General features: G+C 56.8%; 18 protein-coding genes. 6 read left to right on the top strand and 12 right to left on the bottom strand.

Features of this window, described 5'->3' with window-relative positions; genetic code table 11:
* Nucleotides 1-159: 159 nt before the first annotated feature.
* Both wecB and QRN42_RS16395 read left to right on the top strand, forming a co-directional pair.
* Nucleotides 160-1,320, top strand: a complete 1,161-nt coding sequence (wecB, locus tag QRN42_RS16400) for a non-hydrolyzing UDP-N-acetylglucosamine 2-epimerase (protein WP_284980201.1) — start codon at nucleotides 160-162, stop codon at nucleotides 1,318-1,320.
* A 155-nt stretch (nucleotides 1,321-1,475) separates the two neighbouring features.
* Nucleotides 1,476-3,128: a hypothetical protein gene (locus tag QRN42_RS16395; RefSeq protein ID WP_284980200.1), complete on the top strand. Its 1,653-nt coding sequence runs from the start codon at nucleotides 1,476-1,478 to the stop codon at nucleotides 3,126-3,128.
* 58 nt (nucleotides 3,129-3,186) lie between these two features.
* Here QRN42_RS16395 and QRN42_RS16390 read toward each other — a convergent pair whose 3' ends face one another.
* From QRN42_RS16390 to QRN42_RS16340, 11 genes are all read right to left on the bottom strand, one after another.
* Entirely contained in the window at nucleotides 3,187-5,739 is a 2,553-nt protein-coding gene (locus QRN42_RS16390) for a CgeB family protein (RefSeq protein ID WP_284980199.1), read from the bottom strand.
* A gap of 9 nt (nucleotides 5,740-5,748) precedes the next feature.
* Nucleotides 5,749-7,404, bottom strand: a complete 1,656-nt coding sequence (locus QRN42_RS16385) for a CgeB family protein (protein ID WP_284980198.1) — start codon at nucleotides 7,402-7,404, stop codon at nucleotides 5,749-5,751.
* A gap of 5 nt (nucleotides 7,405-7,409) precedes the next feature.
* Entirely contained in the window at nucleotides 7,410-8,300 is an 891-nt protein-coding gene (locus tag QRN42_RS16380) for a hypothetical protein (protein WP_284980197.1), read from the bottom strand.
* A gap of 220 nt (nucleotides 8,301-8,520) precedes the next feature.
* Nucleotides 8,521-9,219, bottom strand: coding sequence for a hypothetical protein (locus QRN42_RS16375; protein ID WP_284980196.1), 699 nt, complete (start codon nucleotides 9,217-9,219; stop codon nucleotides 8,521-8,523).
* A 262-nt stretch (nucleotides 9,220-9,481) separates the two neighbouring features.
* A complete protein-coding gene (gene wecC / locus QRN42_RS16370) occupies nucleotides 9,482-10,762 on the bottom strand; it encodes a UDP-N-acetyl-D-mannosamine dehydrogenase (protein WP_284980195.1) in 1,281 nt (426 codons plus the stop codon).
* Between the two features lie 32 nt (nucleotides 10,763-10,794).
* Nucleotides 10,795-12,279 carry a glycosyltransferase family protein gene (locus QRN42_RS16365; RefSeq protein WP_284980194.1) on the bottom strand — a complete coding sequence of 495 codons (1,485 nt, stop codon included), beginning with the start codon at nucleotides 12,277-12,279 and terminating at the stop codon, nucleotides 10,795-10,797.
* 410 nt (nucleotides 12,280-12,689) lie between these two features.
* A complete protein-coding gene (locus QRN42_RS16360; RefSeq protein ID WP_284980193.1) occupies nucleotides 12,690-13,580 on the bottom strand; it encodes an ABC transporter ATP-binding protein in 891 nt (296 codons plus the stop codon).
* A complete protein-coding gene (locus tag QRN42_RS16355; protein WP_284980192.1) occupies nucleotides 13,567-14,454 on the bottom strand; it encodes an ABC transporter permease in 888 nt (295 codons plus the stop codon). Before QRN42_RS16355 ends, QRN42_RS16360 begins: the two co-directional genes overlap by 14 nt.
* Before the next feature lie 13 nt (nucleotides 14,455-14,467).
* On the bottom strand, nucleotides 14,468-16,189 hold the full coding sequence (locus QRN42_RS16350) for a glycosyltransferase family 4 protein (protein ID WP_284980307.1): 1,722 nt from the start codon (nucleotides 16,187-16,189) through the stop codon (nucleotides 14,468-14,470).
* Nucleotides 16,190-16,206: 17 nt separating this feature from the next.
* Nucleotides 16,207-17,367, bottom strand: coding sequence for a glycosyltransferase family 4 protein (locus QRN42_RS16345; RefSeq protein WP_284980191.1), 1,161 nt, complete (start codon nucleotides 17,365-17,367; stop codon nucleotides 16,207-16,209).
* A gap of 118 nt (nucleotides 17,368-17,485) precedes the next feature.
* Nucleotides 17,486-17,656, bottom strand: coding sequence for a hypothetical protein (locus QRN42_RS16340; RefSeq protein WP_284980190.1), 171 nt, complete (start codon nucleotides 17,654-17,656; stop codon nucleotides 17,486-17,488).
* Nucleotides 17,657-18,335: 679 nt separating this feature from the next.
* Here QRN42_RS16340 and QRN42_RS16335 point away from each other — a divergent pair.
* The 4 genes from QRN42_RS16335 (at nucleotide 18,336) to QRN42_RS16320 (ending at nucleotide 23,566) form a co-directional block, all read left to right on the top strand.
* Nucleotides 18,336-20,027, top strand: coding sequence for a hypothetical protein (locus tag QRN42_RS16335; RefSeq protein WP_284980189.1), 1,692 nt, complete (start codon nucleotides 18,336-18,338; stop codon nucleotides 20,025-20,027).
* A gap of 89 nt (nucleotides 20,028-20,116) precedes the next feature.
* Nucleotides 20,117-21,193: an LCP family protein gene (locus tag QRN42_RS16330; RefSeq protein WP_284980188.1), complete on the top strand. Its 1,077-nt coding sequence runs from the start codon at nucleotides 20,117-20,119 to the stop codon at nucleotides 21,191-21,193.
* 37 nt (nucleotides 21,194-21,230) lie between these two features.
* The gene (locus QRN42_RS16325; RefSeq protein ID WP_284980187.1) at nucleotides 21,231-21,932 is read left to right on the top strand and encodes a DUF6270 domain-containing protein; all 702 of its coding nucleotides are present in this window, start codon (nucleotides 21,231-21,233) and stop codon (nucleotides 21,930-21,932) included.
* Nucleotides 21,933-22,045: 113 nt separating this feature from the next.
* The gene (locus QRN42_RS16320; RefSeq protein ID WP_284980186.1) at nucleotides 22,046-23,566 is read left to right on the top strand and encodes an S-layer homology domain-containing protein; all 1,521 of its coding nucleotides are present in this window, start codon (nucleotides 22,046-22,048) and stop codon (nucleotides 23,564-23,566) included.
* 76 nt (nucleotides 23,567-23,642) lie between these two features.
* Here QRN42_RS16320 and QRN42_RS16315 read toward each other — a convergent pair whose 3' ends face one another.
* Nucleotides 23,643-24,422 (bottom strand): enoyl-CoA hydratase/isomerase family protein, encoded by a 780-nt coding sequence (locus tag QRN42_RS16315; protein WP_284980185.1) that lies wholly within the window; start codon nucleotides 24,420-24,422, stop codon nucleotides 23,643-23,645.
* Nucleotides 24,423-24,427 lie beyond the last annotated feature (5 nt).

Below are 24,427 nucleotides of genomic sequence, written 5' to 3'. Positions count from 1 at the left end.
CGCCGTAGCCCTGGCTGTCCCCGTTTTGCTCTTTGCCCTAATAGTCGCTGGCTAGCACCCCTGGGCAGTCTCATCGCGCCAATTCCGGCCTAGCGCATTGCTCCGATATGATGGGGTGGTCTCTTTCTGTCGCAGGATCGCTCATTTTGGGGGAAAAACGTGCCCAGCATTATGCCTATTTTCGGTACCCGGCCGGAGGCCATTAAGATGGCTCCCATAGTCCATGCCCTGCACGAATCCGACGAGTTCGATTGCATCGTGACAGTTACCGGGCAGCATAGGGAAATGCTGGACCAAGTAAACGAACTCTTCGGCATTACCCCGGACCACGACTTGGACATCCTCCAGCCAGGGCAGTCTCTCACGGACATCATGACCCGAACGATGACTGGACTGGACAAGCTCTTTGCGGTGAACAAGCCCGACGCTGTCATCGTGCAAGGGGACACGACCACCTCTACGGCCGGAGCCATCGCGGCGTTTTACCATGGCATTCCAGTCGTTCACGTTGAGGCAGGTCTCCGGAGCGGTAATCTTCTTTCGCCTTTCCCAGAAGAGGCAAACCGTAAAATCACAAGCCAGATCACCACCCTTCACCTGGCGCCCACAACTACGAGCCGCGCGAATCTCCTTGCTGAAGGCATCCCCGCAAAAGACATAGTAGTCACCGGGAACTCTGTTATCGATGCGCTATTCACAACCGTCGACAAGAAGATTCCCTTCACGGACCCGCAGCTTGAGGAATTAGCCGCCAGCGGCCGTAAAATTCTTCTCGTCACCACGCACCGTCGCGAAAATCAAGGCGATGCCATGCGCGGCGTTGGTCGCGCCTTGGCCCGCATCGCTGACGCCGAACCCGATCTCGTAATCGTACTGCCTGCTCACAAAAACCCAGTTGTCAGAGAGGCAGTCTTGCCTGCTATCGACGGTAAGCCGAATGTCATCGTGACGGAACCCTTGGCGTACGGGGAGTTCACACGAATGCTGTCCCTTGCACACATTGTTCTCACTGATTCGGGCGGCGTCCAAGAAGAGGCGCCCAGCTTGGGCAAGCCGGTTCTCGTCATGCGTGATAACACCGAACGACCTGAAGCGGTCGTGGCCGGCACGGTCACACTCATTGGCACTGACGAAGAGCGAATCGTTTCTCAGGTGGACAGCCTTCTCAACGATGCCGACCACTTCAACGCCATGGCGAACGCAGTCAACCCCTATGGAGATGGCCGGGCTTCTGAGCGCACGGTTGCCGCCATTGCCGAACTTCTGGGAGTAGGGCAAAGGATCGACGAATTTGGTGTGACCGTCTCGGTCCAGCGCTGACAGCTAATGCCATAGTCCTGTCATGCTGAAGTCGGCCCGTCAACCGCGTTTGTTGCCTCTTGAAAGTTAGTGTCAAGTTATTGAGTTTGGCGCCTTAGGGCGCCATTCTTTGTCCATAGGTCCATGGTCTCACCCTACGAGCCCAAGGATCCGCCGTGGCAAAGTTCAGCTCTAAGACGTCCAGCTACCCCACCGTCAGTGCACGGCATCTGACCGCCACCCTTTTGGCAGCATTTGCCTTAGTCATGGGAACACTCTCCTCACCCGCCGCAAATGCTGCGATCGCCCCTGTTTACCCCATTAGTGGCTACTTCATTTTCGGAAGTACGAGCGACGCAGCGAACCTTCAAAAACTGTCCGATATCAAGGCGGTTGGCGGCGATACCGTCATCACATTCGGCTCGCGCATTAAACCGGCGACCTTGAATGATATCCCTATTGACTGCAAGGTCGGCGGGGTAAATTGTGCACAGGCAGCAACAGTCGGCCTAAAAGTCAACCGTTATTTTACGTATTCAGACAACTCACTTTGGGGGACCCCTTCACAAGTCTGCCCCCGCGATATTTCTCTCACCGGAGCCGGCACGCCGTTCACAGTGTTTGTCCTCCCCAACCAGGGCAGCAGTTGCACGTCGGCTAATGGAGTTTACGACGTCGTTGTGGTAACCGGCGCAAGTGCTGCGGGGACATCAGGCCTCAACGTGTCCTTGGCCAAAACAGCTACCTCTTTGGGTATGAAGTACTACGCAGGCATGCCAATGCCTGTGGCCCGCACTGATTACGGGTATCTTCCGGACGTCACCTACCTTCCAGCCTTTACTCAGTTCACGGACCGCTTCTTGCGATATCAGGCCAAGGCCACCAACTTGCCTGGGCTCGCTGGCTTCTACTTGTCGTACGAAATGCCCGTGACCGATGGCGCCACATTTGACCCCATCCTGAATCTCTACCGGATCATGAACCAAGCGATTGCGAAGATTCACCCTACTCGCGGAGCGCTGGTGAGCCCCTATTTGGACGGCAGGAAGACTGTGGGGCTCACAACCACTCAAGTTCGCAACGGGGCTGAAAAGATAGCACTCACTGCAGGGAACAATAGCCTGGCAATAGCAATTCAAGACGGAATGGGAACCGGAAAATCTGGCGCATTCTTCGGTAATGAAGCCAACAATCCCGTCGATCCGTATTCGGCAGCTATCGTGGGAAGCGGCTCATGGGGAAGTAAGTACCAGGCACCAGTCCGCGACTACTTCGAGGCTGCAGCTGACGGAGTAGATGGCACAGGTGTACAGCTATGGGCCAATATCGAGGGCATGGCCCCAGCAACAAGCCAGAATCCGTGTGATAACAATTCGCGCGGCCAGACCACTAAAGCCAGAATCGACCGGCAGTTGCAGCAAGTCGGTAACTCCCCGATGAAGGTCATTTCGTACATGTGGGACGGATTCTACACGTGCCAAGGAACGTGGGGGCCGCTATCCCAACGTCTGAAATCTGGCAATACAACACCGATTATCACCGACTCCATATTCTATGGAGAGGGCGGTGTACTCGTCACGGGACAGAACTTGAGTGGTGGCACGGTCACCGTGAAGTGGACTGATTCAAACGGCCGGAACTACGAAAAGACAGTCACGGCCACAAGTTACAACCCGAACTACGGTACCGACGTGGGACAAAATCCGCGGCTGGAGTCGGTCACAGCAAATATCGGTGATACGTCGCTTGGTATTGGGAAGTATTACATGATTAACGTGACAAACGGCTGGGGGGCGACGAACGACGCATTCTACTCGGATCGCGGCTGAAAAACGGCGCCTCCTGCAAATGCAGAAGGCGCTGTTTTGGGCCGGAAATCTTGTCTATTTATTGCGCTGTGGACCCATAGCCAGAACCCCAGGCTGAGTTCGATACGGCCACTAGGGCATTGACATTTTCAAGCGAGTCCGCCCAACCCAAGTCCATGATTTCCGCAGTAGGAAACGCCATGGGCCGAATTTTCAAAGACTTTGAAGCAGCAACGATAGCGATGGTAACCTCGGGAGCACTCTGACTTCTTGGAACATGGATTCGCACATTACGAGTGACCGGCGACTGCCTGAGTACCTCCATGTATGCGGCTGATCCGCCCACGTTGACCACCAGTTTGTACATGCCGGCTGACTCCAAGCTAACGCCGTGGTTAATTGTCACTACCAAGTCCGTTCCTTTACCTGGAATCTGGTCATGGGTGATTGTGATGGAACGTCGGTGATGACCTAGAACGCAGCCGCCACCGTCTTCGGCGCTGCCCACCAAAGAGACGGACGATTGATCCTGTGTTACTTGTGACGCTTTCTCGGGGAACACCCTATCTACAAGGCTCTCAAAGCGTCGTTCTGCGTTCAATGGTCCAGAAACCATCTCGCGGGCCGCAGCCAGAATTCTAGAAGTGTTCGCTTTAGAAGAGGAAAGCCTGGCAAGCTTCATTGCGAGCTCACCTCTTTCCCGAACAGAGATGGAAGCAACACCAGCAGGGCAGATATTCATGGTCCCCACACCACGGGGTACGACCACCAAGGCTCCTGAAGCCAATGCAAACGGCAGCGCTTCTGAGGGAAGAGGGCCCGGTACGCTCGCATCGAACGGGGCAAGGACGACGGTGGACTTAAGAGCTTCGGCCAGTGATTGGAGATCACCGAATTCCTCAGGTGATTCTTCGAAAAAGAGTTCAAGTGAAGGCCAGTCGGCAACGTCACGGAAAGCAGCAGCCTGCTTGGAGAAATGTAGCCTGCGTTTGCCTGCCACCACCACTCGCTGTCGTCGCTCTCTCACTCGATCCGTCGCTATGCGGAATGAACGATCTGCGAGATGGGGCAGATGTTCTACGGTTTCGAAGCCGTCCCCTACCAACCCGTCCGCGACGGTTTCGTTCAATAGCCCGAGGTAGTCGACTCTGGAGGCGAGACGTTTGACCTTCTCCCCACCGTTGGCATACTCCGCGCCGATAACTGCCACTCGCACGCCTCTGTCGGCCAGGTGGTCACGTCCTGCTTGGGTGATACCGCAGTCGAGTCCCGAAATAATCAAGAGGTTTGGCAGCTCATCGACCGACTGAACAAACTTGGAGGCATTGATTACGAACTTAAACTCGCCATTGGGGTCCGGGACTAAGACGTTCTTGTACTGGGCAAGATCCAAAGCTTCCACGGTGTGCCCCAGTGTGCGCAGCGCACGCATGGCGACAGAAGACGTCGATGTCACTCGTCTGAATCCAACGCCAAGTACCGCGATAGAACGAGCTTTGACAGTGGGGCTTACCTCGACGCGTTCGCGGGGAATTATTTTGTCCCCCGGTCGAACCGGCTCATGGTCCTCGCGGCCAGCCTGCAGTGCGTCGAATTGGGTGAACCACAGACTCCGCTCGGTGGCGTTCAAGGTTGTCCATGAATCGTCAGAAAGGACCGATTCAAGCGCCATTACACGAGAGGCGGCCGAATAGTTACGAAGGAAACGGTCGTGCGTGGAGCGGCTTAGGCTCTCGAGCGATCCGGAGGCGAGCAAGGACTGAACAGTAGCATCAACTTGAGTAATCGAGTCAACACAAACAATCTCCGGGAACGAAGCCAGGTCATGCGCATCGGGTACAACCGACACGATGGGGATACCCATCGCGGCATACTGGATAACGCGGCTTGGATACTGGAAGAAGCCCAGCTTATCGAGACCCTCAAACCACGTTTCCAGGCCTTGATGGTCTCGGAAGTACTGTGGGATGTTTATCGCCAGGCCAGTTCTGGCTCCAGCCTCAACCACTTCCTGATCGCTATCCAGAAATCCGCCACCGATGTGGTAGTAATCTCGCCCAACATTGCCGTGAATGCGGATACTCGATGTGAGGGAACCCAGATCGAAGTACCTCGTACGGCGCACCTCATCGTGGACATTACCGAGAAAAATCGCGTCAGACTCTCGCGGCTGTGAGCCAAACACGTAAGGAAAAGCAGTTTGGTCCGTCCAGAAGGGGAAGTTTACGCCTGTAGGGCGTCCAAACATGGACTCGTAGAACTCCAGGACCCTAGCCGTGCCGCAGTGAAGAACCACATCGTAGCTCTCAACGACAGGCCCGTATGAGAGGTCCCACAAAACTGGGTCGTCGGAAAGCCAAGCGACTAGCCGCGCTCCGGTCCGTTTTGCTCTCTCAAGCAACGGCATAGGCAGGCTCGCGGGTCTGAATACGAAGATAACGTCAGGACGAAAGTCGATAACCTTGTCCAGGGTCGTATTCAAAACATGCAACTGGCCCGGCCCCGTAGCAAATTTGTACCCGTGGCCGACCTTTCCTGTGTTCAGTACGCTGTGGCCAGCGGCAACCAGAGCCCGCTCAAGGGAGCTGGCAACATGGGTTTCGACTATGCCATCAAACAAAGCTATTCTCATGATGATCCCCTAAACCGTCCACGACGGGTCTGAACTGGAAGAAACCTTGCGAACGTTGAATCGGTCAGCGACCGACATCAAATCACAAGACTCGAACATCGACCCGGGGGCAGCCACTTCATGCTTCAAGAGAGCCTTCCAGTGAGCGGAGGACGATGGAGCAATCCAGGCGCCCGCGAGTATACTCAAACGTTCTGTATCTTCAGGCCAAGTATTTCCCAGGTAGGCCGTGTCTGGTTTATGGGAACTTGCTGTGATCGCTTTACCCGTAACGCGGAGCTTACTGTCATGAAGCGTGTACAGTCTGAGATCCCCGACGTAATTCGGAGCATAATCAAACGCCTCGGAAAAGACGACGACGAATTGGGACGCGGGTCGATACCCATCGATATCGCCGGATGACCGCAATACCGTAATGGTGTCAGCAAGTCCCCGTCGCTTCAACAGGGCACGAATCTCGGAAGCCTCAGGTCCGGCTGGAGCGACGACCACCAAGTCTTCTAGTTCGACCGCTTGCTCTCTTGCTTGACTGATGAGTCGATCCAAAGCAGGCAATGAGGACGCCACCAGCAAAGCCGTGACGCTATCCTCAGGCACATTCCATTGAAGGCCCGCGATGGAGTAAATCTGCTGCATCCTATGGGCGTAGGTATGCTGCTTGAGTGTACGGCGCCAAGCCCTATGAGTCGCGCGTTCACGGAATAGATCGTCCCGCACAAGGCGTCCGATCACTTCTTTAGCCTCCGGTTGTGTACTTACCGTAAACACCTCATCAGACGCGTAAGCACCCGAGATGGCCTCGGACTCAACACTGACGACTGCTGTTTTACTGCTACTCAGTTCAAATATGCGTCGGGCACACATGCTCTTAGACTGAGGCACCGAATTTACGTTTAGAAAAACTTTATGGTGGCCATAGGCGCGAATCATTGCTTCATAAGGCAGGGAGCCTACCACAAATTCAGCGTAGGGCTCAGGAAATGCGTAATTTGGATCGCCGCCAAGAGCGCGGGAGTAGATCGACAGACCCAGTTCCGCCGACGGAGGGAACAGGAGACTCATCTGGTCGCGCCGCTCAGGGAACTTATGGGCAAAGTACTGGCCTGCGAACGCGACATTACCAACTCTTGATTGAGGATCGCGCAGTGGTCGGTGAATTCGTGGCTGCGCCGCAAACGGAAGAGTCGCGACATTCTCATGGCCGGCTGCACCAGAATAAGCAGGAATAAGCGATTCTTCAGATGTGAGAATCACATCAAATTCCTTGGCCGCGGGCAAAAACTCATCGAAATGGGGCGGGTCTTCTTTGTTCCAGAAAACCGTAGGTATTCCCCTTGACCGACAAGCCTGGATCAGTGAGTAGAACGCTGGCCTTGGACCATTGGGGCCAGTGATATGGTAAGCCCAGTCACCATCATTACCATTCCATGCGGACTCAATCAGCATAACCTCGGGACGAAGTCTATCCAACGCCTCAGTAAAGTCGCGTGTAGAAATCGGCCACAGACGGGCTTCCGGTGAGAAGCACTGTGTTGAGAACTCATCCAGGATCACACCCACTGACGGAAGTTCTCTCGGGGACTTTGGCAGACCATAGGAGATCTCTTGGCCAAATGAACCACTTACCAGGTTATAGAGGCCTAGGTGGACGTCAGTAGAATCCATAACGCTCACGCTCCAATCAGTTCTGCATAGTTGTACGACTTCGAAATGTACTTCACATAGAAGCTTGAATGGACCTCTAGAAATGACTGCACAGCAGGTCGGACATCTATTCCAGCGGAATCAACAATAACCACTGGAGTTTTCGGACGAAGCCAGCGAAAGTAAAGCGCGGGGATACAATCCGTTAGTACCGTGCCGGAAGTCAAGCCGCCATAATCAATGAGCACCATGTCCGTCGAGTGCGCCGATATACCGGAAAGGGACGCAGCTGCGGCGGGGCTCGAAGGCAAGATTCTGCAACTCACAGAATCGTCTGAAGATGCCGCGCCGGCCACGAGCCCGAACGCCTCAACTTCGCTTTCCGTCTCGACGAGGCCAACAATTTGACATGGTCTCGGTTGGAGGTGCGCCAAGCAATTGGCTACCCACGCCGTTGAGGTTCCAGATCCTATGTGGACCGCCGTCGTCGGCATGTGTCTGCTGAGGGACTCGAACAGCCCTGAGGCTGCGGCGATGGAGACGTTTCGCCCAACCGAATGCCGCGTCATTCCGACCCAGTCCCGGATCTGCTCGAGAGGCAATGGGGATTCAGTGACTGTGGCCGGCTTTGGTTGGCTCGATGCAGCTACGACCTCTGCAAGACTGGCCGCAGTAAGGCCGACTCGTTTTTCTATTAGGTCGCTTGACCTAGCGATGTTAGATATACCGCTTGTCCGCTCGGCCGTCTTCTGAACGACATTTCGCACGCCAACCAGAGAACGTCGAACTGTATAGGTTCCCTCGAAGAGCACCGGCACGGCGATTGCGAGACCGAGTATAACTAGGAGCATACCTAATTTCTCCGCTTCAAGGAAGAAAGTCAGGCCCCCCGCGAAAATCAGGGCACCGATCGCCAAACCGAGAATCCCTCTGGGCGTTCGGACAAATCTTGTCAGCGGTGAGTCTTTTCTAGATTTCAACATTTGGGCAATGCTCCGTGAAAGTCGGTTGTTGCATCGAACGGTTCGGTATTCGGTTGTGCACGTTTGTCGGTCTTGGCATTCGCTGAGCCGCAAATTTCCAACCGCTAAAGGCTAGTATTCAGTCTGCGGCTAGCGTATGTAGGTGTTCTTCCTGCTAGGCCTGCACCCGTCGTCCCTGGCGGACAGCCGAATCTGAGCCCGTCGCATCAGACCGGGCGAACCCGAGCCCCTGCAGACCGGCCTGCCAGTCATCATCTGCCGCCACCTTCAATACATCTGTGATCAACCCCTTGGGAGGAGCAGCATGGCCATCTCCCCAATCGTCACCCAACAATTCAAATACTTCGTTGCTGTAGTGAAGATTCTTCACAAAAGGGTCATGGTGAGCATCAATATGAAATCGGTCGGTACTGTTTTGCATATAAGCAACAGTATTTTCGAGTGGTTTACTGTAGATCTTCACGAGATCGGTGGTCACACTATGCGGCAACCGATCCATCGGATCAATACCGCTGACCCCGAAGCAAACCTCTGCAAAGTTTGATACGGGCTCAGGTTCATACCGCGCAATATTCGTCTGGGGATTGGCGACAATCGCCATGGAGCCAGGGAACTGCGACGAATAGTAAAGCGAGGCGAAGCCGCCGCCAGAGGTACCGAAGAAGACAAGTTTCTCGCTACCGAAACTCGATGCAATCTTTGCAATAACGTCTTGAAGGATCTGTTGAAGTCGCTGCTGCGAGTTGCCCGCGTACCAACCGAGGTTCATCGTCGGGCTGAGGATCAGGCTGGGATCAGAGATGAAGACTCTGTTAACGTCTACATCTCGGGAGACGCCCAAGCCGGCAATCATGGGCAACCTATACTCCGATTGGACAGCACCGTGCAGAAAAACGGCCGTCGTCCGATGCCCCCGATTCTGGACAAGAACGTCGATGGGCAGGCCACCGTGGTCAATTACGTGATAACCGCCCGTAATGTTCCTGGCAGCAAGGAACGCCCCAATAGAGGGGTAACCGGTGATCGCGTGAACCTTCGGATCAATATTTCTAGGTCGGGTCATTCTGCTCTCATGTCTTCGCTCGGTACGCAAGCATCTCTCAAAGGGTGCCGCGCTAAACGGCAATTGTTGCTGGGTGAGCTCCAAGTGACAGCGCCCCACGGGTGTCTATGACTGTCTTTCCTACGAGGAGTTCGGGCGAAATCGACTTGACAGCGTCGTGATCCACCAATACAACCACTACAGCAGAACGACGAATCGATTCCTCAATGGAAACCAGCTCAATGTTCTTGCGTCCGGCAAGCTGTTTGGGCAATTCCTCCACGTGGGGCTCAGCTACATTTATGCGGCGATCTTCCAAGGCAGCGGACAGGTGAGCGGCGATCTCAATGGCTGGTGACTCGCGTAGGTCGTCGATGTTAGCTTTGAAGGCAAGTCCCAAGACACAGACCTCCGCTCCGGCTGGGAGGTCCGCCAATGCGGACACTACTTGGGTGAAGACCCATTTCGGCTTTGAATCATTGACCTCTCGGGCTGTCCGAATCAGTCGCGACTCGTCGGGCGCTGCTGCGACGATGAACCAAGGGTCGACAGCGATGCAATGGCCTCCGACACCGGGCCCTGGCTGAAGGATATTCACACGCGGGTGATGGTTCGCTAAGCGGATAAGCTCCCATACATCAATACCCAACTTGTCGCTGATGATCGAAAGCTCGTTTGCAAAAGCAATGTTGACATCTCGATAAGAATTCTCCACGAGCTTAGCCATTTCAGCGGTCACGGCGTCCGTCGTGAGAATCTCGCCTTGGCAAAACAGTGCATAAAGATGCTTGGCCTTTTCTGCGGCCTCAGGAGTTAGTCCTCCAACAATTCTGTCATTCGTCACGAGCTCGATCATGACTCTACCGGGCAGAACTCGCTCAGGGCAGTGCGCGACGAGGATCCCTGGCTTGGAGTCCTCGTCACCGAAGCTTAGGTCTGGGCGCAAGTTGAGGATGTAGTCGGCCATATGTTGAGTGGCTCCCGGAGGGGAAGTAGATTCAAGGATCAGGAGCTCGCCACCCTGCAGTTGTGGTGCGATGCCTCTGGCAGCGGCTTCGATATAGCTCAGATCTGCGGAACGATCGTCCTTGAACGGCGTGGGCACGGCCACAATGTAAGCGTCAGCGCGAGGCGTCGCAGTGCTGGCGCTCAGGTGGCCCTGACTCACCGCACCTGCCACGTGAACTCCAAGGTCCGGTTCGACAAAGGGGACTTGGCCTGCGTTCACTGCATCCACGGTGCGCTGGTTTACATCAACACCGATGACCTCCACTCCGTTTGTCGCCAAGATGGCTGCCGTTGGCAGACCGATATACCCCAAGCCGATGACTGCTACGCGATTAATGGTATTCAACTCAATGCTCCCCACATTTTTTGTTCTTTTTTCTAGATTGTGACGTGCTCTTCAGGGTTGCCCCAGAAGCGAACTTCTCCGGAGGCGAGTAATTCATCATCCGAGGCATCCCATGTGTGACCCGAACCGCTTCTGAATTGGTAATAGTTATAACGGTCGGAAGAATAGATTTTTCCGCCCGCCGTAGCCACCGCCTGGAGGAACTGGGTGTCCTCTCCACGGCTTTGATCTCCGAATCGATGCTGCTCGAAAGTTTCCCGTTTTGCCATGATCGTTGGACCCATCACCATGTGGCTGAAACGGTGCTCCATGTGCCCAAACCGGTACAAAGCCGCGTTACGGCTCGATATGTACATGAAGTGGGCGAGCTTTCCCACGACGTCGGCGCCAGAGTAATTCAGCGCATTCAATTGATCCCGCAAGTAACTCGGACCGTAGTAGTCGTCGTCGTCCATCTTGGTCAGCACCGGGTGGCTGGAAGACGAGACGCACATATTGAGGCACGACCCTAGACTGGTGCTCTTCGGCTCCTCAAGGAGGATCAAATCCTTAACCCCGTACTTCGTCTTCAGCCGGTCAATTGCATAGCTATCAGGACTGAACCCATGAGTCAGCAGGACGAGTTCTACCTTCACGTCGCGTTGCGATCCAATGGTTTTGAACACATGTTCAAGCTGATGCGGTCTCATGGTTGACACGAGAGCACTCACGGGAGGAAGGTTTACGGGCTGTTGCTTGTCAGGCATGATCGCGCGAACTACCTCCTCGGCTCGGTGGGAGTATGTATGTTCGGCCCATATCCGACGCTGGGCCACGTGGACGGAGCGGTCGTTTAGTTCCGCGCTTCGCAACAGAGACTGGATCACGTTTGCAGCCTCCTCGGAGGTTGACACACTTTGCATTTCCCCTTGAGGGAAGAACCGCGCGAGCGCCGGACTGTCCGTGGTTACAACTGGCGTGCCCGACGCCGTGATCTCAAATATGCGTCGCGCACACATGCTAGGAGACGTGATGACGGAATTGACGTTTAGAAAGACCTTGTACGCCTTATACGCTGTGAGCATCTGCTCATAAGTGAGCGAACCCACGACTTGAGAGCTATAGGGTGGCGGGAATTGATATTCAGGGTCGCCACCAAGTTGACGAGAGAATATTTCCAACCCACTACCAGAGCCTTTTGACCCCGCGATAGCGCCATCCAGAAGGAGCCGCAGTTGTTCACGACGCTCCGGATACTTATGCGCAAAATACATTCCTGCGAAGGCTACATCACGGGCATGCCTTCCCTTGGGCGGCCGGATCGGATTGTGGATGGCCGGTTGGGCCGCAAACGGGAGCACACGAATTCGATTATGTCCGAGGGCGCGATGGTAGTCCGATATCTTATTTTCATCCGTGGTAAAGACCACATCAAACTCTTTTGCGGCCAACAGAAAGTCATCAAAGTGGGGTGGATCCTCTTTATTCCAAAAAACCGTAGGTATGTCATTCTGGCGGCACCAACTCAAGAGAGCCAAGAACTCAGGCTTAGGACCGCTGGAACCCGTTAGTTGATACTTCCAGGACCCCCCGTTACCGCTCCACGCGGATTCTACGAAGAGGAAGTCGACAGCACGCTCTCCAAGCACCTGACGCCATGTGTCTCTTTTGAGTGGAACGAGGTCCCATTCGTAAGCAAACGCTGAGATGGAAAAATCATCTAAAATTACACCAACTCTAAGGTCACTACGTCGAGCATCTCGGCGTGGATACTCGAACGGCTCGAAGCTAAGTAAGGGCCCTTCTGGACGCGACGCAAAGCGTGCAGTCGCACTTCGCGCCCTATCAGCATGCTGCGATTTACGCCGCCGCAGCCAAATCCGCGTTTGGGCCGCGCCCCCCTTGCGGAAATGCCAAAATGCTGTCCTCACGTCCCGCAAAGTCCACCTCAACGTCGGCTCCGGTGCATTTTGCTCCGTGCCAGTATCTGAGTCGTTTGGAGGGCCGCCCGAGCTTCGTCCCTGACCCGTGCGGCAGACAAGTTGTTGCCCTTCGCTAAATGACCGGTAAAATCTTGATAAGCACGGACAGTGTCCGACGGATCCCCATCCATTATGAGGTGGCCTTTATCCAGCCAAATCACCCGGCTACACATATTCGTAATGGTTTCAAGCGAGTGACTTACCAAGAAGACGCAGCCAGCCTGTCCTCGCAACTGATCCATTCGCCGTTTACTCCGGTTACCGAACTGCGCGTCGCCGGTGTTCAGCGCCTCGTCTACCAACAGGATTTCGGGGTCGATACTGGCTGCGATGGCGAAGCGTAACCGCGACGCCATACCAGATGAGTAGGATTTCATGGGTAAGTAAATGGAGTCCTCAAGCCCGCAAAGTTCGACGATACTCGGGAACTTATCGTCAACTTCGCGCCGACTCATTCCCATGGCCAAGCATCCGAGGACTACATTCTGGTGACCTGACAGATCTGGCATGAGAGCAGCATTCACGCCAAGCATGATGGGCGTGCTTGACGCAAATACAGCGCCCGACGTAGGGCGCACCTGGCCACTGATTAACTTCATGAGCGTGCTCTTCCCAGAGCCATTGCGCCCAATGATGCCGACGGACTCACCGCGTTCCGCCACCAAGGAGAGTTCGTAGAGGGCCCTGACGACGACGGTGTTCGGTCTCCGGCCGAATCGCTTCAACAGACTCGTATCGCGGCGCTCTTGAGCAGCTGCATCAGAATCTGTGGTGACTACCCTGTACTCCATGGCGGCCCCATCGACCACGACACACGGATGCCCTTCGACTTCAAGAACCTGCTCAGCCGCGACCATATGATTCCTCCCCCTGCCAAAAGAAAAGTAATCCGGCCAAGAGGGCGCCTAGCGCCCAAACAGCCAAAGTTGCCCAGGACTGCCATGTGGGCGGTTGCGCGTAAAGCAAACAATTACGCAGAATATCTATAACGTTGAATAGAGGATTCATCTTCACGATGGCCAAGATAGTCGGATGAGTTATGAATCGATCATATGAGTAGAAGATTGCCGAACCATACATCCAGGCTCTCATGAAGAATGGAATCAAGTGGGTGGTGTCGTGAATGCGTGAAATGATGCGGGCTAGAATCAAACCGACGCCCAAGTTAAAGACAGACTGAAGTAGAAGGGCAGGAATGATCATCAACCAGAGCCACGTGATCTTTTCGACCGGAGGGATCAGCACAATAATAAGGAGCATTCCGAGTATCAGTGGCACGTTCGCCATGATCTCCCTGATGTTCATGCCTATAGGCAGAGTTGCCCGCGGAAAGTTAAATGCTTCCACCATTGACTTATTACTATGAATTGACCGCGCACCACTAGTGATAGCTCCGGAGGTACCTTGAAAGACAAAAATGCCTATAACAAGATATCCGACATAGTTCTTAATGCCACCACTGGTCTGGAGAAGAATTCCAAATATTGCATAATAGGTTAACCCATTGAAGATCGGGTTTAGGAGCAACCACGCGCTACCAAGGCGATCGCGGCGAGTGCCGCTCTGGACCCGGGCGCGGGCGTCGTAATAGATGAATTCCCGGAAGTCCCATAGCTGCACCAAGTAATCCAGGAACCGCGGACGAGCACCGACTCGAGTCAAACGGCGCATGTCTACAGCCAACGGCTGAACAACCGCCGGTTCGGGCAAAAAAGCCTTTTTGGCCGACATCAGCTGACCCTTCTCATATTTTGGACCCCAAGTTTTCGTAAGCCCGGCCTAGTGCAGCGGCATTCGCCGGCCACGTCCTCTCGGCCAGGACCATCTCCCTGCCGGCGTTTCCAAGGCGTCGGCGTAATGCTTCATCTTCGAGCAAGTCCATCAACGCCTCAGCCAATAGTGTCGGGGTCTCGGCTTTGACCACCCTGCCGTTGACTTCGTCGCTAACTATCTCACGCAGGGCCTCAAGGTCGCTTACTACAATCGGCCGGCCGGAAGCCATCGCCTCGACGGGTTTGAGTGGTGTCACGGCTCTCGTGACTGCCAGATCCTTGCGAGGAACGACAAAAACGTCGAGCGACGCGTGGTATAGCCGAGCCTTTTCCGGTGGTACCCGACCAGCAAAGACAGTTCGATCCGCGAGTCCCAACCTCTGGACTTGGTCGTGCAGCATCGGTGCGGCAACGCCGTCTCCCACGACAACAAGCTTCAACCCCGGCAGGCGTGGCGCCAAGTAACCAAAGGCCGTGACAAGATCGTCCAGTCCTTCGTATCCCACGAGGCTACTGACCGTGCCTATGTATAGTCCATCCGGATCCAGCCCAAGAAGGAGCCGGGCCTGCCGGGACTCCATTGGCTCTTCCAAATACGCCCCTCCGACGGCATTCGGGCTGATTAGGATCTTGTCCTCGGGAACGCCCATGGCCGCGATGTTCCTTTTCATGGCTTCCCCGAGCGTCACCACCAGATCAGCTGAGCGCATGACATCGCCTTCACAATCCATGAAGAGCTTGTAACGTTCGCTACTGCGTGCGGTCTCGCCGCGGCTGGATGCCCATGTGTCAGCCAGTTGGCCCCTGACTTCATAAACCCAAGGAATGTTGAGGGCATCGGCTACCTCCCGGGCGACCAAACCATTCACAAAGTGTGTCGTCGTGTGAAGCACCGCAGGTCTGAAATCACTGGCAATCTGGAGAAGTTCGCTCGCTTGCTGCTGCAATCGATCGTCCATGGTCCGCGCCATCCGAGGGGGAAGGATGCGCACGTAGCGGACTCCGTCCACGGTGTCCTGCTTTTTGGCATCCAAGGCCCCTACTTGGACCGGATACCCGAGTCTGGTCACGGCCAAAGGTTCCCATCCTGCCTCTCGCTGGGCAGTGAGAATGGAATGGGCTCGCCGGGCGTAACCGCTCGCCGTATGCGGGACGGAGTTTGTAAGTAAATGCAGTACCCGCTGAGGCTTAAGGATCATTTCCACCTGCGGCAGTGACGGACGCCAGCCCTGGAATACGAGCAACTCAGCGTGGAGCCTGTTCCGCAGTTTGGCTGCACTGCCGGAGCCGCCGTCGAGAACAGCGACGGCGCGGCTCATCTCGCCCGCGTACCACTGGCGCCTCGCAGTAGTGGCGGCATGCCGCGCAACGTTTGAGTTTGCAGCAAGCTCCAGGAAAGTATCCGCCCATTCCGGCAGGCCTGCAGCAATAGCTACTTCGGCGCTGTTCCGCGCCCGCTCACCCTTGGTTTTGTTTTCAAAGGACCTCTCGAAGCGTCGAATAAGGCCTTTGTGGTCACCCGCTGAGTGGGCGGCCAAGAGGAAAACCGGGTGGCCGCTCGTGGGCTGCAGCCCAGAAATAAAGCCAGCAATCGGACGCACGATACGCGATGGCATTTTGCGCAATAGGAGGAGCACAAGCACGAACGGAGACTCGGTCAGGTGCTCAGAGACAGTCTCCGCAGCCAAACGCACATTTTTAACGAGCTGAATCACGAGACACGACCTTCTGGGGCCAGCGCATCCCGGTGGATCAACACCGAGATCGCCTCCATGTAGCGGACTGCCAAGTTGGGATAGTCAGCATTATCCCGTACCCATTCCCTTCCGCTGGTGCTCGCGGCCAATCGGGACCGGTTTGCGGCCAAATCCCGCCACAGCTGCGCGACGGCTTCAGGGTTGGCAGCCACCACATCTCCCCCACCGGCATCCAGGATGATGCGTTGGGCTTCGCCCTTGACGATTGCAGTGACATGCCGGCCGATAGCAAGGACCTCGTACGTTTTGGACGGGACAGTCGTTTCGAACGACTTCCAATCGTCGCGCAGAGAAACTATGCAGGTGTCCGCCTCCCGGTATTTCTCCATCACCGCAGGACCTTGCAGCGGGGGAAGGAAAGTCACCGGTGCGTTGAGTTCCCGGGCAAGTTTGACCAACTGGGGGCGGCTTGACCCCTGGCCCACCAGCGTGAGGTGGAAACCGTCGCCCAGCAGTGCGCTGGCGCGGATTAAGACATCCAGGCGCTGGCTCTTGCCGTGGTTTCCCAGATACAACGCATGGAAAACCTCCCTGTGCAGCGGCGGGGGTTGCAAACATGGAATCGACTTCAGATCAAGGCCATTGCTGATAGTCACGACGTTTTTGACGCCGCGTTCCCGCAAAGTCGTTGCGAAGCCCTCAGTAACGGTGACGACAAGGTCAGCACGGCGTTGCACGAATTCAACGACTCGTTCCACAACGCTTTTAACGCTGCCCTGCACTATCCGGGCGTCCCGCGCCAGGTCGGGCCAAGCGTCCCTCATTTCAACAATTAAGGGCACTCTCCGGATCCTCGACAGAGCAAAGCCTGCGGCGAGGGTGGGAAGGCTTGGGGCTGTTGCCAGTATTGCGTCCGGTTTCCGTCCACGAAGGCCAACCGGGACAGACATGACGGCCGAAAAGAACTGATCAACGAAACGCGCCAAGGAGGACGTACCCCGGTGTCGCAGGTACGGCACGCGCCGAATGGTTTCTCCGTACGGGCCGCGCTGGCTCGAAAAAGCCATTCCCGCCTCTTTACGGGGGAGGCTTCTTCGCCCGTTCGGATAGTGCGCAACAGGCGCCACTACATCGACTACACAGCCTGCGCGGCGGAACTCCCTTGTGAGCGTCATCCACCTCCGTTGGGGTGGGCTGTGCTCAGGCCAGTAAGAATGCGTGAGAAGCATGACGCGCATGGGTGATGCAGGATTCGTGGCGGAGTTGTCCGTAGGGATTGAGTTGCCCATGGGACTACTTGCCGTTAAGGCGGGGCCCACGTACACCCTTGGTGCGCAGGGCTCGGAAGTAGGCAACGCCTAACAAAACCAACACCAGAACGGTGATGACCTGTACCAGCGGGTTGTTCTCAGCGACTGGAGCCAACGCAGCCTTCAGCGGGCCCGTAATCGTGGCACTGGCCACGGGTGGCGCGGCCTTCTTCGTGGCCTGAGGGGTGGGTGTTGGGGTGGGCTCCGCTGACGCTGTGGCCGAATCTTCCCCAGGTTGAGCAGGTTCCACATACGCAGCGCTGTCGTCTTGGGTGGGGACAACGTCCTGAATCGTCGGCAGCGCCGAAGGTACAGGGGGACCAACAACTGGGGCTGGTGCATCAGGCCCGGGCGCGGCCGGTTCCGGACTTGGAGCAATAACCGGTGGTTGAACGGGATCGGGTACAGGTGTGGGGGCCGGGTCAACAGGAACCGGTGCGGGTTCCGTGGGAACAACGACAGGAGCTTCGGAGGGCACAGGCTGCACGGGGAGTGGATCGATAGGTAGTGGATCGATTGTCCCGGGGTCAGGCGACGCACTTTCGCCAGGCTGCTCGGATGTAGCAGGCGGGTTGGTATCTGTTGCCATGGCCGGTTGAACCCCGGCGAAGCCTAGGAAGGATAGCAGTAGGACAGCACCTACCGCTCGAGCGCGTGTGATCGCGATTCTCATCAATTTGTTCCCCCATAGTAAATCCTTGCGCGCCCCGCATCCGGATCCAGCGCCCGCCTGAACAGGAAAGGCCTCGGGACGTCCATCCGCAGAGGGCAACCCGAGTTAGTTTATCGTATGGAATAGAGTCAATTCTGCCGCCCCCGACATCAAGGAATAAATGACGCCCCCCAAGTTTTTCGGGCAAGTCGGGACCCGTCTGCGTGACGGCTCCCGAAAGAAGCGATGGTTGATAACCCTTTTTGCGGCCCTCATGGTCGCGGCAGCAGTGGGGATGGGTCCGGGGCCGGTGACGAAGACGCTCACAGGCGCAGCCAAAGTCCAGGACCTGCCGCGCTATCCGATCAGCGGATATTTTATTTCTCCACCTGTTGATAGCTCAGATGGCAGAACTAAGTTGGCAGACATCAAAGCAGCGGGTGGAGACACCGTGATTACGTTTGGAACTCTGCTAACGCCGGCTTCCGCAAACTCACTGCCGGCGGACTGTAGTGTCAGCGGCGAGAATTGCTCGGTCCCGGCTACCAAAGGCATCGTTGTCAATCGGTATTTCACTTATCTGGACGGCGACAGCTGGGGCCGGTCTGCCCTGAAGTGTCCCAGGGATCAGATCATCTTCAACAACGGCAGGTCCTTCGCCGTCTTTGTCTTGCCCACGACGGGCGACGGCTGCGACTCCTCGGACGGCAGGTACGACGTTGTGGTAGCCGGAGGCGGCCAAGCTCCGGGCACGGATACCACCGGCGGGTTGGCCGCTGCAGCAACGAGGTCAGGAATGCACTACTACGCCGGCCTCCCTGCTCCAGTAAAGCGGACCGACGTCGACTATCTCCCTGACCTCAGCTACATGGGAACTCTGTCCCTGTTCACTGAACGGTTCCTCCAATATCAAGCCGCGGTCAACAACGTTGCAGGACTCGCAGGTTTCTACCACCACATTGAAATGCCGTTGAGCGACAGCCCGGTGTTCGATCCCATCTTGGAACTCTACAAAAGCCAAAACCAGTTGGTGCACAAATACCTACCTACGCGGTCCGCCGTCATCAGTCCTTACCTGGACACAAGGGTTGGCGCAGCTGATATCAGTCCTGACACGGCCCGGAGGGGTATCGAAAAAATAGCCGGGACATCCAGTGGGGTTGTTGTGAACATAGCGATTCAAGATGGGATGGGCACAGGTAAAGGCGGAGCATACCTGCCCAGTGAAGCCAGCGCCCCGGTGGACTCGTACGCAGCAGCCGTGGTTGGAGATGGTTCATGGAAAAGCAAGTACGTGGCCCCGACCGGGGACTATTTCAGGGCTGCTGCATCAGGCATTGAAGGTACTGGCGCGGTCCTCTGGGCCAATCTTGAAGGCATGACGCCCACGGCAACGGGGAACACGTGCGGCGCAGGACCCCGTGGGCAGACCACCTTGCCACGTATGGACATGCAGCTCCAGCAGATGGGCGCGGCAAAGAAAGTCATTTCTTTCATGTGGGACCCCTACTTCACGTGCAAGGGAACCGGCACCCCGTTGAAGAATCAGCTCATCTCCGGGTACGCCAAACCTGTGATTACGGGAAGCACCTTCTCTGGCGCCACGGGACAAATCCACGTGACAGGTTTCAACCTAGAAGGAGGCTTGGCCCAAGTGACATGGGCCGACGCGAACGGGAGCACCCACACGAAAGTTTCCGAATTCACCGACGCCAATACGGCATACGGCCAAAAGCAAGGCTTGAATCCGAAGCTGGAAGCGTTGACGCTTAGTGTTGGCACGGCGGCCATACCCAGCGGAACCCGGTATTCAATAAGCCTTACCAATCGCTGGGGTGCCGCCCAGGAAATTCCGTACGCCGGCATTTCCTGAGCGGGAAGGACTCTCGCGGGACGCCTCATTCGTGATCTTGATCGGTACCCCTTGTTAGAATCGTCATTGCTGCCTACACCAAGGAACTCATGACGCTCCCGACCGATACCGAAAACGCGCCCGTAGGACCCCGTCCCCGGCGTGAAAAGAAGGCCAGTAAGACCACCCGAAACGTTCTCTTGGGTTTCGCGGCGGCTGTTCTCGTCGCAGCTTTGATCGGGGGCGGATACCTCTTCAATCTGGCTCAGACCTTTAACTCCGGCACCACCAAAATCGAGGCAGCTTTTCCGGACGAGTCAACCCGGCCCCAGAAAGCCGAGCCTGTCAATGGCACTGCAGCCGTAAACATTCTGGTCATGGGCAGTGACACCCGTGGCTCCAGCGGGCTTGATGTATCCACCCAAGCACCAACGGACCAGCGGGCGGACACCCTGATGCTGGTGCACATTCCGGCAGACCGTAAGAACGTCTACGCCGTTTCGCTCATGCGGGACCTCTGGATCGACATTCCCGGCCATGGCCAAGCAAAAATCAACGCAGCGCTAGCCTTGGGCGGAGTTCCCCTCATGGTTCAAACCGTGGAATCCCTGCTCCAGCAGCGCATCGACCATGTAGCCATGATGGACTTTGAGGGTTTCAAGGGCCTCACAGATGCGCTTGGCGGCGTCGAAGTAGACGTGAAGATTCCGTTCGCTCCGGCGTCGGGCCCAATGAAGGGTCACTACTACGCAGCAGGCAAGCAGACGCTGAACGGCGACGAAGCCTTAGCTTTCGTTCGTGAACGCAAGTCGTTCAGCGACGGGGACTACCAACGCGTCCGCAATCAGCAGGCCTTCATGAAGGCCATCATCAGCAAAACAATTGCCCGCAACACCCTGACCAACCCCGTAACCGTCAGCAGCATGGTCAGCGCTGTCTCACCATTCATCAGCGTGGACAAAGGCTTTGACGCTGCTGCGCTGGGCGGCCTGGCCTTGGGCCTGAAGGACCTAAAAGCCAGCGACACGGTCATGTTCACACTGCCGACCCTTGGTACCGGCACCTCCCAGGACGGGCAGTCGATTGTTGTCGCAGACACAACGGCCATCTCCGACATCAGCTCGGCACTTTCGAAAGATCAATTGGGGACGTACGTCGCGGCACATGCGCTGCAAAAGGGGAATTAATAAATCGGAATCATCAGGCTCCTGTTAGTCTGGGCCGGTGACCTCTGTTTTTATTTACGGGAGCTGCGTATCCCGAGACCCGTTCGAAAAGCCCAGCGAACTCACACTTGAGGGCTATGTCGCCAGATCATCCATCGGGAGCGCATTTAGGAAGCCGCCTGAGCTTGGTGCGGCGCTACCGGATGTTGACGTGCTGACCAGCGGTTTCCAAAAGCGTATGCTCCACTCCGATATCAGGAAGACCCTTGCCGCCTCCCTGTCTGGCGGTAATTTCGACGTGCTCGTGGTCGACTTCATCGACGAGCGTATGAACACCATCGAGCTTGGTGGAACGACAATCACAGAATCAAATGAGCTCAAAGCTACCGGTTTTGAATTCGATCCAGCCCTCAGTCACGAACCCTGGAGCGCTGTTGGGACGGCTAGGCGGCTTGAGGGTATTCGAGAGCTCCTTAACCTCGTGGACCCCTCCAAAATCGTCGTTAACCGCGTCTATTGGGCGACCGTCGACACCGACGGCGTTCCTTTCCCGCGGTCACGGTGGTTCGATCGGAATAACCGGCTGCTCTACGACCTCTACAAGGAAATCGAAAAGGCGCCAGGCGTCAGGTTCATCGATTACCCCGGTGGAGCGCCGTTGGCTGCCGTGGGACACAGGTGGGGTCGGCAACCGTTCCATTACAGCGCGGCCACAAATGACCACTTTCTCGAAGAACTGACAAGACTAGTCGCAGCGTAGGCAAAAGAAGCTCGCGTCACCAGAATGAAAGGTTCCTTCTAAAACTCCCTCGGGGCTGTACGATCCCATGATATGCGCTGCTCAGAGCGCACTAATCGAATATGGGGACCCAGATGCCGAAGGCTCTTTCGTGGTTGGCGATTTTATCGCTGACCGCATCGGCGGCTGTCTTTTTGCCGCAATCCGCGAGCGCCTCGAATGAGGCCAGCGTTTCAACACTCTTTTCCACACTCACCATCGCACCCGAAACAAATGCCGGTTACACCCGGGACCAGTTCCAGTTATGGATCGACGCGGACCGTAACGGCTGCGACACCCGATCAGAGGTGCTCCAGCGGGAGTCGCTGGCCCCCGTCACCTTCGGCTCCGGCTGCACCGTGGCAACCGGTCAATGGAACTCTTGGTATGACGGAGCAACGTGGACAAATGCGTCCGACGTCGACATCGACCACCTGGTGCCACTGGCCGAAGCATGGGGTTCCGGCGCGAGCGCCTGGACGCCAGATCAGCGGCGGGACTATGCCAACGACCTAGGCCTGGACGTGGCATTGGAAGCTGTTACGGACAATGTCAACCAGGCAAAAGGCGACCGAGACCCAGCGGAGTGGATGCCCCCGCTGGCAGGCACATCCTGCCGGTACGTGACGGACTGGGTACTCGTGAAGTACCGGTGGCATCTCACCGTGGATTCCGCGGAATCCGCGGCGCTTTCCTCAGCCCTGCAAGGCAGTTGCGGGAACACCTTGGTGGCGGTCCCGACGGTCGCCATCGATGCGCCTGTGGCGCAACCTATTTCCTTCACTGACGTGAACGGATCCACGCAATTCAATGCGGAGATTTCCTGGCTCGCATCGCAAGGAATCTCCACCGGATGGTTGGAGTCAAACGGGACCCGAACCTATCGTCCGCTCAGTGCCGTCAACCGCGATGCCATGGCAGCGTTCTTGTACCGCTTGGCGGGCAAGCCCGTGTTCACGCCCCCGGCCACATCGCCATTTGCTGACGTCACGCCGTCGAGCCAGTTCTATAAGGAAATCACCTGGCTTGCCGCTAGGGGGATCTCAACCGGTTGGGCAGAATCGAACGGCACGACGACGTTCCGCCCGCTCACCCCGGTGAATCGTGATGCGATGGCTGCTTTCCTCTATCGATACGGAGGCAATCCGACGTTCTCGGCCCCGGGAACATCGCCGTTCCAGGATGTTCCGGTCAGCAGCCAGTTCTACAAGCAAATCACCTGGCTCGCAGCACATGGTATTTCCACAGGCTGGGACATTGGCTACGGGTGCCGGGCCTACAACCCGCTGCAGCCGGTGGCCCGGGATGCCATGGCCGCCTTCATGTACCGGTCCGTGAACGGGGGCACCGGCGGTATTACGGGCAACAACTGCTCGCCGCCTCCCCCGCCGGTGGTCACGCCGCCGCCGGCGCCGCAGCCGCCCGTCACTCCCCCGCCACCACCCACGCCGCAGCCGCCAGCTAACCCGGGTGACAGTGTGAACTGCACCAGCTTCAACAATTGGTCCGCAGCCCAGGCATGGTTCAACAAGTACTACCCCTGGTACGGGGACGTTGCGCATTTGGATTCGGACAAGGACCTCATCGCCTGCGAAAGCCTGCCGGGCCACCCCTAGCGAACGGACGACGCCGGGCCCTGCCTCGTGCGGCAGGGCCCGGCGGACGTGTGGACCAGAGGATGCGCGGACCCAACTACCCCTTGAAAACCGGCGCGCGCTTCTCTTGGAACGCCCGGAAACCCTCGGCATAATCGTCGGTTTTGCACAGACGCGCCTGCTCGGTGTTCTCCTCGGCCATTGAAGCCCACAGGCCAAGGCGCTGATCCCGGAGGTGGGCCACCAGCTCCTTGGACGCGACAAAGGCACCCGTTGCGCCGGAAGCAACGCGAGCAACAATCGCCCTCGTCTCATCGAGCAACACGTCGGCCGGCATCGCGCGGCTGAACATCCCCTGAGCCACGGCTTCGGCGCCCGAGATGAGATCGGCCGTGTAGATCAAGTCCAGGGTGCGGTGCATGCCCAGCCGCTCCGTGAAGTACCAATGCCCGCCGGAGTCCAGGGTGGCGCCCAGCTTGGCAAAGGGAGAGCCGAACTTGGCATTTTCCGCCACATAGACAACGTCCGTGGCCAGCAACAGCCCAAGACCAACGCCGAGGCACGCACCATGTGCGGCAGCGAAGGTGGGCGCCGGGAACGCAGCCATCTTTTTCAGCAACGGCTCCACGAGCCCGCCCAAGTAGGCCTGGGCATCATCAGTTTCCGGAGTGACTGCAGCTATGTCGCGGCCGGCGCAGAAAGCCCGGCCTTCCCCTCGGAGCAACAGGGCCCGCACCTCGCCGCGGGAGGCGGCGGCAGCGGCGTCGTCGTACGCTTTATCCAGTTCCCTCAGCGCGTCTTCGTCCAGCGAGTTCAGCTTTTCGGGGATGTTGAGGACTATTTCGGCAATGCCGCTGGCAATGGAGAGCTCGATCATGGGAC

Source organism: Arthrobacter sp. fls2-241-R2A-200 (assembly GCF_030209745.1).
In the GTDB taxonomy this organism is placed as follows: Bacteria; Actinomycetota; Actinomycetes; order Actinomycetales; family Micrococcaceae; genus Arthrobacter.
The sequence above is the reverse complement of the archived record's forward strand: the minus strand, read 5'-3'. Positions and strand labels throughout refer to the sequence as shown.